Genomic DNA, 15,181 nt, shown 5'->3' on the forward strand with positions numbered 1-15,181 from the left:
GGCGTGTTTACTGGAGGCCAGATGAAGCTGCTCTACAGCGCATTAGCTCTCGCACTGGTGGTCGCCGGCCTGGTGGCGCCGGCGCCGGCCGCGGCGGCAGGGAGACCCGTGTTTCGCAATCCGATCAACGGCAGCGCCGACCCGACGATGACGGTCTACCGCGGCCGCTACTACCTGGCGACCACACAGGGCGACCGGCTCTCGGTCTGGTCGTCACGCAGCATCGGCGGCCTGCTCAACGCTCAGGAGCACGTCATCTGGCGCGGCGCCGACGACGATCCGAGCCGCGGCACCCAGATCTGGGCTCCGGCGCTCTACAAGTTTGGCAAGCACTGGTACGTCTACTACACGGCCAGCGACGGCGTCGACGCCAACCACCGGATGTACGTGCTGGAGTCGACCGGCGACGATCCGCTGGGGCCGTATCATTTCAAGGCGAAAATCGCCGACCAGGGTGTCTACGCGATCGACGGTGAGCCGTTTGTCCACAATGGACAGATGTACTTCAGCTGGACCAGCCCCGGTCGCGGCTATCCGACGGGTCCGCAGCAGATCTACGCGCTGAAGATGACAAATCCGTGGACCGCGGTCGGCACTCCGGTCGCGCTGCCGGTGGACAACGGCGGTTGCGGATCGGTACGCGAAGGACCGACCAGCCTCCGGCACGGCAACCGGCTTTTCCTGACGTACTCGACCTGCGACACCGGCCTGCCGGACTACCAGCTCTGGATGATCTCCATCAGGAACGGTGCCGATCCGCTGGTTGCCAGCAACTGGACCAAACATCCGGCGCCGCTGCTCAAGCGCAACGACGCGGCCGGCGTCTACGGACCGGGCCACCATTCGTTTTTCACGTCACCGGACGGCCGGCAGGACTGGATCGCCTATCACGCCAAGAACAGCTCGGCCTACACCTACGACTGGCGGACGACACGCGCGCAACAGGTGCACTGGAACGCCGACGGCACGCCATACATCGATCCGCCGGTGGCACTCGGCCAGGACGTGGCCGTGCCGTCCGGCGATCCGGGCGCCGGCTCGTATGTCATCAACGACACCGATGCCGCGGTTTCCTATGCCGGCAACTGGAACTCCGGCAACGGCTGCGGCGTGCAGTGCTTCCGCGGCGACGACCACTGGAGCAACAACGCCGGCGACACCGCGACTTTCCGTTTCAACGGCACGCAAATCGCGCTGCTGAGCGTACGCGACACCGGCAACGGCATCGCTGCCATCTCGATCGACGGCGGGCCGGAGGTGAAGGTCGACTACTACGCCAACCCGCGCACCGGCCAGGCGCCAAACTACATCAGCCCGAAGCTGAGCCGCGGCCAGCACACGCTGACCGTGCGCGTGACCGGTGAGAAGGCGCCGCAGTCCGGCGCGGCATACATCAGCATCGACCGCGCGGAGGTCTGGGCATAGCGGCGAAGCACGTTCCGGGATGGACGGGGGATCGCGTACGATCCCTTCGTCCATTTCGGCATTTGACGGCGGGATGTGGTGCGGATGCGGCGCTTTCTTGGCACGGTCGTCCTCGGTCTGGCCCTGCTGACACCGGTGCCGGCCACCGCCGCACCGGTCGACCGCCAGCAGGATTTCGCCGCCGCCGCTGAGAAATACGGCGTGCCGGTGTCGGTGTTGCTCGGCGTCTCGTATCTGGAGTCGCGCTGGGACGACCACCGCGGATCGCCGAGCTCGGCGGGCGGTTTCGGACCGATGAACCTCACCGACGCGCGTTACGTCGTCGCGCACGCGCCGGCCGGCAACGAGTTCGCCGATGATCCGCGCGGCGACGAACGCCGGCCGAGCGGACCACTTCCGGACACCGGCACGCCGGCACTCGACGCGCCGTCGATGCGCACGTTGCCGGAAGCGGCCACCCTGACCGGTCTCGACCCGGCCGCACTGCGTACGGACCCGGCCGCCAACATCGCCGGCGCCGCCGCGCTTTTGGCGCGCTATCAGCACGATCTCGGCTTCTCCGGCGCCGAGCCCGGCGACTGGTATGGCGCGGTCGCGCGATATTCCGGCGCGACGACCGGCACCGGAGCGCGACAGTTCGCCGACCAGGTCTTCGACCTGATCCGCACCGGTGCGAGCCGACAGACCAACGACGGCCAGCACGTTTCGTTGGCTGGCACCGACCTACGGCCGGCGACCGGCCAGCTGGCCGCACTGCGGCTCGCCTCGACGACCTCCACGACCACCGAGTGTCCGTCCACTGTGGACTGTGACTTCGCGCCAGCCGCGTACACGCAAACCGGTGCGTCCAAAGAGCAATATGGCAACTACGACTGGGCTCACCGGCCGGCCAACCTGAAGATCCAGTACATCGTCATCCACGACCAGGAGGGCTACTACAACGGCACGGTGAGCTGGTTCCAGAACCCGGCGGCGAAAACCTCGTCGACCTACGTGATGCGCTCCAGCGACGGTCACATCACCCAGATGGTGAAGACCTCCGACCTCGCCTGGCACGCCGGAAACTGGTATCTCAACATGCATTCGGTCGGCATCGAGCACGAGGGTTTCGCGGCCGCCGGCGCCACCTGGTACACCGAGGCGATGTATCGCCAGTCGGCCAAGCTCGTGCGCTATCTCGCGCAGCGCTTCGATATTCCGCTGGACCGGCGGCACATTCTGGCGCACGGCAACGTGCCCGCGCTGGTGCCGGCGAAAATTCCGGGCATGCACTGGGATCCGGGACCGTACTGGGATTGGAACCACTACATGGACCTGCTGCACGCGACGCCGCGGCCGGCTCGTTTCGGTGGCCTGCTGACGATTTCCCCGGACTTCGCGACCAACCAGCCGCCGGTCACCGGCTGCGACAAGTCGGGCAGCGGCAACCCGTGCCCGCCGCAGGCGTCGAATGTCGTCTACCTGCGCGAATCTCCGTCCGCCGACGCGCCGCTGGTCACCGACACCGGCCTCGGTGCCGGCGCGTACGACATCGCCGACTGGGGTGCGCGCGCCGAGGCCGGCCAGCAGTTCGCGTCGGCCGGCCGGTCCGGCGACTGGAGCGCGATCTGGTATCTGGGCCGCAAAGCCTGGTTCCTCGACCCCCGCAAGGCGCCGACCGCCTACGCCTCGGCCGGCTTCACCGTGACGCCGCGGCATGGCCTGTCATCCATCCAGGTCTTCGGCGCGGCCTATCCGGAACCGGCCGCGTACAACGGAAATCCGGTGCCGGCGCAGCCGGTGACGCCGCTGCCGTACGCGATCGCGGCCGGCCAGCGATACGCGCTCGGCGAGTGGCGCGTGCCGACGGATTACTACTACGCGCCGACGATCGACGCGTCGTATCCCGGCGACCACACGGTCGTACGCGGGAAGACGCGTTATCTGGAGATCCAGTTCAACCACCGGGTCGCGTTCGTCAAGGCATCCGACGTCACGCTTCTCCCCTACTGAAACCGCCGGTCAGGTGTTCGTCGCCGTCGTGGCGCCGGTTGGCGCTGCGGCGGCGAGCCACCGGGCGGCCGGCTGCCCGCGCGCGGCCGGGCCGCCTGCCGGCGTACGCGCGGACGCGGCTCGACGGGGCGCCTCGGCAGCGGCATCGTCCGCTCGCGGCGCCAGGCCGCCAGGATGAGCCGCAGCGTCGCCTGAGCGGCGCGGCGGCGCTCACGACGGCGTGACCAGACCGCCGGCAGCACGACGCCGACGACCAGCAGCAGGAGAACGGCGCCGAGAATGGCGATGACCAGCCAGACCGCACCCTGCAGGGCGGTGAGCACGGTGGCCAGGTTGCCGATGAACCGCTGAGCCCAGCGTTGCATGCCGTGACCCTTTCGAAGTGGTCCGTCGCGGGACCCCGAGCGGTAGGGCGTCGTCTCGTCATGAACCTGCTGGCAAGGACCCCCGCAACCCCCAGGTGCCCCCTACGCACCTTCCGCTAACTTTGCGGCAACCGTAGCAGAGCGGCGTGCACATGCCAATGCACAGGCCGATGCACGTGCAGCTACCGACGGTCACCCACGTACGCGCACGAAGATCACTGATTACACGAATCGACTGTCAAGTCTCCCTTGACGCTACAGTGGTCGCGTGGACGATCGCGATCTTGACGGTCCGGCCGACGCGGCGCTGCCTCGTGCGGCGCTGGCCCGGCTGGCGCTGAGTGCCGCCGCGAAGGAGGTCGCCGACCGCGCGATGTGGTTGGTGCCGGTGCCGGCCGAGCCACCGCCGGACGCCAGGCACGTGGAGGAGGCCGCGCGCCTGGTCACCGCGGCGCAGGCCGTCCTGACCCAGGCGGTCGTACACGCGCGCGAGAGCGGTGCCAGCTGGTCGTCGGTCAGCTCGGCGCTCAACGTCACCCGCCAGGCGGCGCACCTCCGGTTCTCCGACGCGGTCAGCCGCTGGCGGGCGGCGCTCGACCAGCCGTGGACGACCGACGACGACGGCATGCGCTGCGAGCTGCCCAAAGGCGCCGACCTGCCGGACCAGCACATGCGCGCGCTGGACCTGTGGTGCCACCGGCACATCAACCCCGAAATCGAGGCGAGGCAAGGCTTTCCGGTGCCACTCGGCAGTGGCGCGCACATGGTCTCCGACAACCTGCCGCAGCACACCGAGGAAACGCGGCGAGCGACCGCCGAGCGATTCCGTCGATCCTAGGGCGGTTTCGTGCGGGGCGGCGACAGCCGAGCCCAAACACCGCCTGGCGCGATCTCAAGGGAGGGGCACCGGGACGCCAAACGATCGACTGGAGCGCGCCTACGTGCGTAATACTTGTTTAACAAGACATCAAACCGGGCATTTATTCTCGCCCGGCAGTCACAACAGCATTATCAGCCTCACTAGTCACACCCGCCACAACCTCCGGCAGCCGCGATGACATGAAGGCCCCGTTACGTGCGTCCAGCGCACGTAACTCGACCCTCACACCATCTGTGAACCCCACATACTGGACCTGCCCGCCACCCACCGAGACGCCACGGCACCGCCGGCGCCCCAGCCACAATCCCGGTCCACCCACCTCGAGAACCGCACCCGCCGCACCCAACCCAACCACCACCCAAACCCTCGCGCGTCCCTCCCCTTGAGGTCGCCCTCCGCGCAGGAGCGCCCGCCGCGCAGGCGATAACCCCACCCGCCCAGCGCACCAATCGGGAAGGCGCAACCACCCCCAAAACACAACAATTAAGCTCGTTGCGTGCCGAGTACACGCAGAAGGTCCAGCGCCTGTTCGGCGCTGCTGCCCGGCTCGGCGGAGTTGACGATCAGCCGCTGGCCGGCGTCCGGCAGCATGAAGACCTCGCAGTCCAGCTGGATCTCCCCCACCTCGGGATGGACGAACGTCTTGGTCTGCGACCGGCGTACGGACACCTCGTGCTCGTCCCACAGCCGCGCGAAGTCGGCGCTGCCGGCGCGCAACCGGCGTACCAGCTCGGGACCGCGCGGGTCACCCGGATGCGCGGCCACGGCGGCGCGCAGGTCGGAGACGTGGCTGCGCGCGTTGTAGTCGCGGTCGCGCATGACCAGGCTGGCCTGCCCGTCCGGCGGACAGAAGAACATCAGGTGCATGTTGCGATCTGCGTCCGGCAGCTGCGAATAGTCGCGGCCGAGCGCGGCGAAGACCGGCGTCCAGGCGAGTACGTAACCGAGGTCGTCGCAGACGATCGCGGCCACGTCGGAGAGCCGGTCGAGCATCCGCAGCACGCCGGGCCGTACGTGGCTGGACGGCGCACCGAGCCGCGGCGCCTCCTCGCCGACCAGGTGAAACAGGTGGTCGCGCTCGTCCTCGGTGAGCCGCAGCGCGCGAGCCAGCGAGGTGAGCAGCTGGCGGGACGGACGCGGCCCGCGGGCCTGCTCCAGCCGCGTGTAGTAGTCGCACGACATGCCGGCCAGGTTGGCGACCTCCTCGCGGCGCAGTCCTGGTGTCCGACGGCGGCGTCCGACCGGCAGGCCGACCGCGACCGGCTGCAGCACGGCCCGGCGTCTGCGCAGGAAATCGGCCAGAGAGGCAGCGTCCATGGCACCATCCTGGCGCGGCCGCGACGGCTCAGCCAGGGATCGCCGGTCCCAGCCTTGGCGGGTCTCTACCGGGCCGCGCGGAAGGCGGCGATGGTCGAGGCATGACAACTCTGATCACCGGTGCCACCGGCAAGGTCGGCAGCCGGTTCGCGCGGCGGATGCTCGCGGCCGCCGAGCCGGTCCGGCTTTTCGTACGCGACAAGGAAAAGGCACTCGCCGGCGCGGACGTCGTCGTCGGCGACCTGCGTGACGCGGCGGCCGTACGCGACGCGGTCGACGGCGTGTCGGCGGTCGTACACATCGCGAGCTCGTTCCGGTCGTGGGACGCCGACCAACTCGTCGAGGTCGACATCGCCGGCACCGAACAACTCGCGCGCGCGGCGCTGGAGGCCGGCGTGACGCGGTTTGTCTACACCAGCACCAACCTCGTCTACGACGGCTGCGACTACGGCCGGCCGGCGACCGAGGACGACCCGGTCGGCACCGACCTGTTCGCGTATCCGGCCGCGAAGGCCGAGGCCGAGCGGCGGTTGCGGGCGATGGCCGGCCTCGACCTGCGGATCGTACGGCTGCCGTTCGTCTACGGCGACGGCGATCCGCACGTGGCCGACGCGGCGGCGATGCTCGGCAGCTGGCCGCCGTACCAGCGGCTCACCACCGCGCACCACGCCGACGTGGCGCAGGCTCTGATGCGAGCGCTGCGCGCGGAAGGCGTCGGCGGACGTACGTACAACCTGGCCGACGACGCGCCGATGACGGCCTATGAGGTCTTCGCCCTGCACGGACTGGCGCTGCCTGACCGGGCAGAAAACGCCGACCGTTCGGCCGATCCGTCGCCGTGGCTACACACCGTGAGCACCGCGCGGATCCGCCGTGAGCTCGGATACCGGCCGCTCTATCCGACCGTCGCGAGCGCCGCCGAGGCCGGAGCGGTTTAGCTCCTATCGCCCGCGTCACCGCCAGCTTTACTGCCGCGACACGCATAAATGACTGATCATTGTGGCACTCACGTAGTTCACTTGAGGGTGATCACAGCGACAGGCAGAAGGGTGGCGGGGTGATGAGCAGAGCGCGGACGGCACGCCGGATCGCCACCGCCGCCGCGTATGGCGGCGGTGTGGGGTTACTCGGTGTCGGCATGTACGGACTGTTGATGGCCGAGGCGAGCTGGGCTCGCAAGGTCATCCAGCCGCTGCCGTACGGCGGACCGCCCAGTGCCGACGGCGTCTATGGCGCCGATCTGCCGGGTGAGCCGCTGGTGCTGGCCGTGCTCGGCGACTCGACCTCGGTCGGCTATGGCGTGGAGCGGGTCGAGGACACGCCCGGCGCCGTACTCGCCGGCGGCCTGTCCAAGCAGGTGCGGCGGCCGGTGCGGGTCGTCAGCGCCGGTGTCATCGGCGCGGTGTCGGCCGACCTGGCCGTCCAGGTCGAGCGGGTGCTGCCGGACCGGCCGGATGTCGCGATGATCCTGATCGGCGGCAACGACGTGACGACGCGCGCGCGTACGGCCGAGGCCGTAGGACACCTCGACCAGGCCGTACGTGCCCTGGCCGCGGTCGGCTGTCGGTCCGTCGTCGGCACCTGTCCCGACCTGGGCACCATCGAGCCGATCTATCCGCCGCTGCGCTGGGTCGCGCGGCTGGACAGCCGGCGGCTGGCCGCCGCGCAGACGATCGCGGTGGTCGAGGCCGGCGGGCGTACGGTCTCGCTCGGCGACCTGCTCGGTCCGCAGTTCGTACGCGCGCGCGACCGGATGTTCTCGCCGGACCGCTTCCATCCGTCCGCCGAGGGCTATGCGCTCGCCGTCGCGGCGATGCTGCCGGCGGTCGTCGCGAGCGTGCTGGGCACCGAGCCGGCCGCCGACGGCGTCATGCCGCTGCCGAAGGCCGCCGTACAGGCCGTGGCCACCGCCGGCACCGAGGTCTCCGGCGCCGGCGTCGCCGGCTCCGACGACCGCCGCGACCTGTGGGGCCAGCTGCGTCAACGTATCCGCCTGCCGCGCTTCGGCTCCGCCGCGACACCGGCCCCCGAAGCCGCCCGCGTCTGAGGTTTTGCCGCAACGCCTCATTTCCGAGCGTGACTTGAGCGGCCGCGCGAGTTACTTTCGAGTAATGACTGAAGCCGTGATCGTCGCCACCGCTCGTTCGCCGATCGGCCGGGCCGGCAAGGGGTCCATGACCGAGGTGCGGCCGGACGACCTCACCGCCACCATCGTCAGGACCGCGCTGGACAAGGTGCCCCAGCTCGACCCGTCCACCATCGACGACCTGATGCTCGGCTGCGGCCTGCCCGGTGGCGAGCAGGGCTTCAACATGGCGCGTGTGGTGGCGGTCAAGCTCGGCTATGACTCGCTGCCCGGCACCACGGTGACGCGCTATTGCTCCTCCAGCCTGCAGACGACCCGGATGGCCTTCCACGCCATCAAGGCCGGCGAGGGCGACGCGTTCATCTCGGCCGGCGTCGAGATGGTCTCGCGGTTTGCCAAGGGCAGCTCCGACTCGTGGCCGGACACGCACAACCCGGAGTTCGCCGAGGCCGAGGCACGCACGGCCAGGACCGCCGAAGGCGGCTCCGACTGGCATGACCCGCGCGAGGACGGCAAGGTGCCGGACATCTACATCGCGATGGGCCAGACCGCGGAAAACCTGGCGCGGCTCAAGAACGTCAGCCGCGAGGAGATGGACGAGTTCGGCGTACGCTCGCAAAACCTCGCCGAGAAGGCCATCAAGGACGGCTTCTGGTCGCGCGAGATCACCCCGATCACGCTGCCCAACGGCAACGTCATGGACCGCGACGACGGCCCGCGGCCGGGCGTGACGCTGGAAGGCGTGTCCGGCCTGAAGCCGGTGTTCCGTCCGGATGGCCGGGTCACCGCCGGCAACTGCTGTCCGCTCAACGACGGCGCCGCGGCGGTCGTCGTCATGAGCGACACCAAGGCGCGCCAGCTCGGCATCAAGCCGCTGGCCAGGATCGTCGCGACCGGCGTGTCCGGCCTGTCGCCGGAGATCATGGGCTACGGACCCGTCGAGGCCTCACGCCAGGCGCTCAAGCGGGCCGGCCTGACCATCGACGACATCGACCTCGTGGAGATCAACGAGGCCTTCGCCGCGCAGGTCATCCCGTCGTACAAAGACCTCGGCGTTCCGCTGGAGAAGCTCAACGTCAACGGCGGCGCGATCGCGGTCGGCCACCCCTTCGGCATGACCGGCGCGCGGATCACCACGACGCTGCTCAACTCGCTGGAGTTCCACGACAAGCGGCTCGGCCTGGAGACCATGTGCGTCGGCGGCGGCCAGGGAATGGCCCTCATTATCGAGCGGCTGTAGAACCACCGCGAAGGTGACGTTTTGCCGGTCTTTTCGTACGCTTTCGCCGGCAAACGGCACCCTCGGCGCGGGCTGGCCGCTAGCGGCCGCCGACCTCAACGAAATGTCACGGCGTGGCGCGCACACTCCTCTCGGAAGTTTCTTTCCGGAGGGAGATCATCATGGCCAGATTCCGACTACTCGCCGCCGCCGCGGCGGCTGTCACGGTGGCTGTCACGGTGGCTGCCGGCCTGGTCGGCGCCACCCCGGCCGCGGCCGCGCCGGCCGACGGTGTGGTGTTCAACGACCCCACCGACGCGACGCACAAGTACGACATCCAGAACCACATCATCGACCTGATCCACGGCGCGCCGGCCGGCTCGACGATCCGGCTGACGATCTACCTGTTCGCCTCCTCGGCATACCGTGACGCGCTCATCCAGGCGCACGCGAACGGGGTGAACGTACAGTTCGTCGCCGACTCGGCCGAGGCGAAGCCGACCGCGACGACGTGGCACCAGCTGGAGGACGCGCTCGGCACCGACAAGTCCAAGCCGTCCTACGCCATCACCTGCGGCGCCGGGCACGGCTGCGTCGACCCCGACTCCGGCATCAACCACAACAAGTTCGCGCTGTTCTCCAGCACCGGCGGCAAGGACAAGGTCTTCGTCCAGTCGTCGGCCAACATGAACTCGCACGACGACGGCAAAGGCAACAGCGGCATCAACGCGTGGAACAACGCCGTCACGATGGTCGACGAGCCGGCGATCTACGACGCGTACGTGGCCAGGTTCAACGCGATGCGCGACCAGGTGCACTCCACGCCGTACTCCTCGACCGACGGCACCAACGCCAAGGTCTATTTCTTCCCGCGGTCGTCCGGCAGCACGATCCTCGGCATCCTCGACAATGTGGACTGTACGAAGAAAAACACCAGTGGCGGCTGGGGACCTGACCACCTCACGTCCATTCACGTGGCAATGTACAAGCTGTCCGACGTCGACGTGGCGAAGAAGCTGTGGAGCCTGGACGACCAAGGTTGCGTGGTGCACGTCGTACGCACCAACGTCGGCGCTTCCGACGACACGGCGATTTCCGCGCTGGAGAAATGCGACCGGCACAACGGCGTCACCGTCGACTCGATCCACGGCCGGGTCAATGACGACAACGACGAGAACGACACCGAGAAGGTCGGTTTCCTGCACTCGAAGTACCTGGTGATCGACGGTTACTACGACGGCGCGGCCAACCAGCGGGTGGCGTGGACCGGCAGCTACAACTACACCACCGGAGCGCTGCGCAGCAACGACGAGACGCTGCTGAAGATCCGCGGCCACTCCGACATCATCGACGCCTTCCAGGCCAACTTCGCGACCGTGGCCGCGCACAAGGACTACTCGAAACAAGCCGGCACCTGCTGACCGCCCGCAGGCCTGCGGACTTTGCGGCGGATTGTTCGCATGGCCACCATGCGTGCACTGGACGCACGCATGGTGGCCATGCGGACTTAGCGGCGGATCGAGTGGACGATCTCCACGGCGCGGCGCAGCGTCTGGTCGGAGGCCTCCGCGCGCAGCAGGTCGTCGACCAGCACCGCGAGCTGCATCGGCAGCACCTCGTCGTTGTCCGGCGGCGGCAGCTCGCGGCGGCTGATGCCTTCGGCGTCGGCGTCCAGGTCCGCCAGCTCCTGCAGGGCCGCGTGCATCCGCTCGGCGTACGGCCGCCACCGCCGCGCCGACCAGCCGGCCGTCGCGTTGAGCAGCCGGTCGGTCTCGGCGCGCAGCCGCTGGCCAACCGGTCGGGTCACCGCCTGGCGTAACCGAACAGCCGGAGCAGCTCCAGGTAGAGCCAGATCAGGCCGACCAGGATGCCGAAGGACGCATACCAGGCAAAGCGCCGCTCGACGCCGCGCGCGACGCCGTCCTCGACGACCGCGAAGTCCAGGATGAAGGTGAGCGCGGCGAGGCCGACGCAGACCAGGCTGAACACGATCGGCAGCCAGCCGACCGGCTGTCCCGGCGCCGCACGCAGGCCGAGGTCGATGCCGAACAGGCCGAGGCCGAGGTTGACCAGCATCAGCACGACGACACCGATGACCGCACCGGTGACCCACCGTACGAACCGCGGCGTGGCGCGCAGGATGCGGAACCGATAGAGCAGCGTCATGCCGCCGAACACCGCGAGCGTGGCGACCACCGCCTGCAGCACGATGCCGGAGTAGAGGTTTTCGAAGACCCGGCTGAACACACCGAGCAGTGCGCCTTCGACCACCGCGTACGCGATGATCGGCACCGGGTTGGTGATCCGGCCGAAGGAGATGACCAGGCCGAGCACCAAGCCGATGACCACTGCGCCGACCAGCGCGAAGGTGGACACCGCCGGCGGCAGCAGGATCCAGGCGGCGGCCGCGGTGACGACCGTGATCGCCAGCAGGCCGAGCGTACGGATCACCACGTCCTCGACCGTCATGGCGGCCAGGGAGCGCGTGCCGGGCTGGGCGATAGTGCCGCCGTACGGGTAACCCTGGCCGGCCGGTTGTCCATAACCGTAGCCCTGGCCGTAACCCTGGCCGACCGGGTTGCTCACCCCGCGGCGCTCACCCCAGGGGTCCCGTCCGAACGCGGGATTGCTGCTGTTCACCGTGTCCTCCCCACGTCACGTCCCGTCTGCCACCGAGAATAGCGGCCAAACCGGGCCGATGACTGCTCCGTCAGGATGATCCTGGCCAGACGTTCGTCCTGCGTACGGCCAAGGTTACTTTGCTAACCGGACGTGCGGTTATCGGCGAGGTAACCTATCGTGTGGTTATGGAGCGTGAGTGGGTCTGGTATGGCGGGCGGCTGAGCATCGACTTCGTCAACACCCGCAAGCAGCGCTATGCGGCCGGTCGCGAGCTGCTGCTTTCCTCCGCCGATCTCGACGACTGGCTGGCGACGGCCGGTCTGAGAGGCCACGCACCGCTGGCGGAGGCGACCGAGTTACGGGAGGCGATCGACGCCGGCGTACGGTCAGTCGTCGCCCACACCGCCTTTCCCGCCGCCACGCGGAAAACCATCAACCACTGGCTCGCTCGCACTGAGCCGCCGCACCTGGAGATGCGGGCCGGTGCACCGGTTCTGCGTACGCACACCGGTCCACTCAGCCGGATCGCACTGGACGCCGCCGAGCTTTTCGGCACGGACACGCGCAACCGGCTGCGGATCTGTGCCGGCTCCGACTGCAGCGGCCGGTTCGTCGACCTGTCCGCCGGCCAGCGCCGGCGCTGGTGCGTGATGGCAGTCTGCGGCAACCGCGCGAAGGCCGCGCAACACCGGCGCACCAAGGGATCCACATGACCGGCCGCCGGCTTTCCGGGATATCGCTGATGTTGGGCTCGGCGGTGTCCTTCAGCACGGTCGGCCTTTTCACCCGCGCGGTGACCGCGCCGCTGCCGGACGTCCTGTTCATCCGCGGCCTGTCCGGCGCCGCCGCGATCTGGCTCGTGGCAAGGCTTTTCACGACGCAGCGATGGACCGACCGGGGCAACTTCTCCTGGCCGGCGCTGGCCGTCGCCGCGCTTTTCACGCTCGGCATGACCAGCCTGGTCGTCGCGTACCGGATCGGCTCGGTCGTCAACGTCTCGGTCGTCTATGCCACCATCCCGCTGGTCATCGGCCTCTTCCAGATGCTGTTCCGCGGTCGCCGGCCGTCCTGGATTTTCTGGCTGTGCGGCGGATCCGTGGTCGCCGGCGTCGCGATCATGACCGGCCGCGGCGTGAGTGCCGGCGATGTTCTCGGCATGGCGCTGGCGTTTTTCATGACCCTCTGCGTCGCGGCCATCATCCTCGTCTCGCGGGCTCATCCGGACACGCCGATGCTGCCGGCGTCGGCTTTCGCCTGCGTCGCGAGCAGCCTCGCCGCGGCTCCTTTCGTCACCAGTTTCGCCTTTGGCTGGAACGAAATCCTGCTGTGTACGCTGTTCGGTGTCGTGACGTTGGGACTCGGGCGGGTTTTCCTGGTGCTCGGCTCCAGCCGCGTACCATCACGGGACGCCGCACTCATCGACGTACTCGACGCGCCGATCACACCGCTGTGGACCTGGGCCATCCTCAACGAGGCACCGACCATCCCCGGCGCCATCGGCGGCGGTGTCGTCATACTCGCCGTCGCCGCCGGCATCCGCTTCGACCGCAACCAATCCTGAGCCGGGACCGGTCCCAAGTGCCTCTTCCTACGATGCTGCCACTGCCGACATCGAGGGACCTCCACATGACTGAGCAGACACCGACGCCGGATCCGACACCGGCCGGGCCGCGTCCGATCCATGGAACGCCGAAATCTCAGGGAATCTGGAGCATCGTGCTCGGCGTCGGCCTGTGCATGTGCGGCGTCAGTGCCGCCAACTCGCGCACCGGTGGCCCGCTCAGTGCTTTGTTGCCTCTGCTGATCTTCACCGGGCCACTCATCGGTGTCGCTCTGGCGATAGCCGGCATCGTCGGCGCGAGGAAAGCCGGCATGTCCAACACCCTGCCGACTGTCGCGCTGGTGATCTCGGCGGCTTTGTTGCTGATCTACACTGCGACCGGAGTGGCTCTCGTGGCCACCAGATAGGAGCCGCGTCGCGTGGACGCCCAGCCTGGTCGCAAAGCGTCCTTACGCGCGCTGGACGCCAATGCCAGGAACTTTAAGGTCGTCCGGATCGCTTCTCCTGGTTTGGTGTGACTCGTAGTGACCGGGTTGCCGGTGAGAACGCGCCTTGGGTTAGCGAACTCGACGTTGTCGACTGTTCCTTCGGCGTGTCGAGGTCCGCAACGTCGAGTTGGTGAGTCCGGAACTCGGCGGGCGGGACTGTCGGTGACCACGCACGGGATGCTCCGTTGCCATCACCAGACGGCCCGACGACCTAACAATGAGGGCATCTACCAGCGCTTCCGTATTACGCAACCGACGACAAACCGACCTAACCGAGGCCGACATCAAGTTCCTGGCATTGGCGCTGGACGCACACATGGGGCCATGCGCGTTTCGGCCGTACGACGTGGGTCAGTTGTCGGAGTTGGCCATCGTGACCGGCTCGTCGGCGATCGGCGGCCGCGGCTCAGGTACGGACACGTTGGCGGCCTGGTCGATGAGCTTGCGAAACAGTTCGAGATACGCCGCGCCGCGGTCGGTCGCGGTCATCCGGTCGATCAGCCGCTCCGCGTCCAGGAGCCGCTTCGCGTCCGCCGCCTGTGCGGCGTAGTGGTTGAGTTGGCTGAGCGCCTGCGAAAACACGCTCAGATATGTGCGGTGCACGAAGAAACCCAAGGTGCCCCCGACCGAGCCCATCGCGAGCAGCACGGTGCGCGTCTCGGTGTCGGTGACGATGAGACCGGCCGAGAACCAGGCGAGCATCCACCCGAAGCACACACCCATGGCGGTTTGCGACGACCGGAAAGAAGCGCGAGCCTGATGTGTCGCGATGTCGTGATAATGATCCAGCTGTTGCCGGCTGCGTTCGATCCGCGCGGGCAGATCGCCTCCGGTTTCGGTCCGGCCGTACGGCGCGTGCCGATAGTCGGAATAGTCGCTGTGCACGGCCTCGTCGAGCTCGCGAAGACCCGTTCGTTGCTTGTGGATCACGACCACCACGGCGACGCATCCGCCGATCGACAGCAGCAGGAACGCACCGAGCCAGGCGGCCGGCGGGATGGCGGAAAGCCTGCCGGCGAACGCGCCGGGAAGCGCGGCGAACAGGCTTCCCGCGGCCAGCGCGGCGCCACCTGTCGCCGCTATTGACGCGCAGATGGCTAACCATCTGACGATATTGGACCGGCGCGGTTGGGTTGGCGCCATTGGGCTTTCCTCTTTTCGATCGTGTGAGGGCTCCCCGTACCCAACCGGAGAGTTTGCACCATCGTGGCGAGGTCTTCCAAATT

At 68.4% G+C, this 15,181-nt stretch carries 15 protein-coding genes; 10 read left to right on the forward strand and 5 right to left on the reverse strand.

The features are described 5' to 3' along the window. Nucleotides 1-21 precede the first annotated feature (21 nt). Together GNX95_RS31820 and GNX95_RS31825 are read left to right on the forward strand one after the other, a co-directional pair. Nucleotides 22-1,425: a glycoside hydrolase family 43 protein gene (locus tag GNX95_RS31820; protein ID WP_163511362.1), complete on the forward strand. Its 1,404-nt coding sequence runs from the start codon at nucleotides 22-24 to the stop codon at nucleotides 1,423-1,425. A gap of 84 nt (nucleotides 1,426-1,509) precedes the next feature. Further along, nucleotides 1,510-3,417, forward strand: a complete 1,908-nt coding sequence (locus GNX95_RS31825; RefSeq protein WP_163511363.1) for an N-acetylmuramoyl-L-alanine amidase — start codon at nucleotides 1,510-1,512, stop codon at nucleotides 3,415-3,417. Here GNX95_RS31825 and GNX95_RS31830 read toward each other — a convergent pair. Then, complete coding sequence (locus GNX95_RS31830; protein WP_163510243.1) at nucleotides 3,411-3,782, reverse strand: hypothetical protein; 372 nt, start codon at nucleotides 3,780-3,782, stop codon at nucleotides 3,411-3,413. The genes GNX95_RS31825 and GNX95_RS31830 overlap by 7 nt on opposite strands. A gap of 268 nt (nucleotides 3,783-4,050) precedes the next feature. Between GNX95_RS31830 and GNX95_RS31835 the strand changes: the two genes are divergently transcribed. After that, a complete protein-coding gene (locus GNX95_RS31835) occupies nucleotides 4,051-4,620 on the forward strand; it encodes a hypothetical protein (protein WP_163511364.1) in 570 nt (189 codons plus the stop codon). Nucleotides 4,621-5,145: 525 nt separating this feature from the next. Here GNX95_RS31835 and GNX95_RS31840 read toward each other — a convergent pair. Then, entirely contained in the window at nucleotides 5,146-5,979 is an 834-nt protein-coding gene (locus tag GNX95_RS31840) for a helix-turn-helix transcriptional regulator (protein ID WP_163511365.1), read from the reverse strand. Between the two features lie 101 nt (nucleotides 5,980-6,080). Here GNX95_RS31840 and GNX95_RS31845 point away from each other — a divergent pair, with 101 nt between their 5' ends. From GNX95_RS31845 to GNX95_RS31860, 4 genes are all read left to right on the forward strand, one after another. Then, complete coding sequence (locus GNX95_RS31845; RefSeq protein ID WP_163511366.1) at nucleotides 6,081-6,917, forward strand: NAD-dependent epimerase/dehydratase family protein; 837 nt, start codon at nucleotides 6,081-6,083, stop codon at nucleotides 6,915-6,917. Between the two features lie 122 nt (nucleotides 6,918-7,039). Next, nucleotides 7,040-8,026: an SGNH/GDSL hydrolase family protein gene (locus tag GNX95_RS31850; protein WP_222854078.1), complete on the forward strand. Its 987-nt coding sequence runs from the start codon at nucleotides 7,040-7,042 to the stop codon at nucleotides 8,024-8,026. 64 nt (nucleotides 8,027-8,090) lie between these two features. Beyond that, complete coding sequence (locus GNX95_RS31855; protein ID WP_163511368.1) at nucleotides 8,091-9,305, forward strand: acetyl-CoA C-acetyltransferase; 1,215 nt, start codon at nucleotides 8,091-8,093, stop codon at nucleotides 9,303-9,305. A gap of 161 nt (nucleotides 9,306-9,466) precedes the next feature. Then, the gene (locus GNX95_RS31860) at nucleotides 9,467-10,705 is read left to right on the forward strand and encodes a phospholipase D-like domain-containing protein (RefSeq protein WP_163511369.1); all 1,239 of its coding nucleotides are present in this window, start codon (nucleotides 9,467-9,469) and stop codon (nucleotides 10,703-10,705) included. Between the two features lie 86 nt (nucleotides 10,706-10,791). On the opposite strand, the gene GNX95_RS31865 is transcribed toward GNX95_RS31860, so the two are convergent. After that, nucleotides 10,792-11,091 carry a hypothetical protein gene (locus GNX95_RS31865; RefSeq protein ID WP_163511370.1) on the reverse strand — a complete coding sequence of 100 codons (300 nt, stop codon included), beginning with the start codon at nucleotides 11,089-11,091 and terminating at the stop codon, nucleotides 10,792-10,794. Next, a complete protein-coding gene (locus GNX95_RS31870) occupies nucleotides 11,088-11,924 on the reverse strand; it encodes a Bax inhibitor-1/YccA family protein (protein WP_163511371.1) in 837 nt (278 codons plus the stop codon). The genes GNX95_RS31865 and GNX95_RS31870 overlap by 4 nt, the downstream gene beginning before the upstream one ends. 167 nt (nucleotides 11,925-12,091) lie before the next feature. Between GNX95_RS31870 and GNX95_RS31875 the strand changes: the two genes are divergently transcribed. The 3 genes from GNX95_RS31875 (at nucleotide 12,092) to GNX95_RS31885 (ending at nucleotide 13,874) form a co-directional block, all read left to right on the forward strand. Next, nucleotides 12,092-12,619, forward strand: coding sequence for a CGNR zinc finger domain-containing protein (locus GNX95_RS31875; protein WP_163511372.1), 528 nt, complete (start codon nucleotides 12,092-12,094; stop codon nucleotides 12,617-12,619). Beyond that, the gene (locus tag GNX95_RS31880; RefSeq protein ID WP_163511373.1) at nucleotides 12,616-13,467 is read left to right on the forward strand and encodes a DMT family transporter; all 852 of its coding nucleotides are present in this window, start codon (nucleotides 12,616-12,618) and stop codon (nucleotides 13,465-13,467) included. Before GNX95_RS31875 ends, GNX95_RS31880 begins: the two co-directional genes overlap by 4 nt. Nucleotides 13,468-13,532: 65 nt before the next feature. After that, the gene (locus GNX95_RS31885) at nucleotides 13,533-13,874 is read left to right on the forward strand and encodes a hypothetical protein (RefSeq protein ID WP_163511374.1); all 342 of its coding nucleotides are present in this window, start codon (nucleotides 13,533-13,535) and stop codon (nucleotides 13,872-13,874) included. A gap of 432 nt (nucleotides 13,875-14,306) precedes the next feature. Here GNX95_RS31885 and GNX95_RS31890 read toward each other — a convergent pair whose 3' ends face one another. Then, nucleotides 14,307-15,098, reverse strand: a complete 792-nt coding sequence (locus GNX95_RS31890; RefSeq protein WP_163511375.1) for a hypothetical protein — start codon at nucleotides 15,096-15,098, stop codon at nucleotides 14,307-14,309. Nucleotides 15,099-15,181 lie beyond the last annotated feature (83 nt).

The organism is Fodinicola acaciae (assembly GCF_010993745.1).
Lineage (GTDB): Bacteria > Actinomycetota > Actinomycetes > Mycobacteriales > HKI-0501 > Fodinicola > Fodinicola acaciae.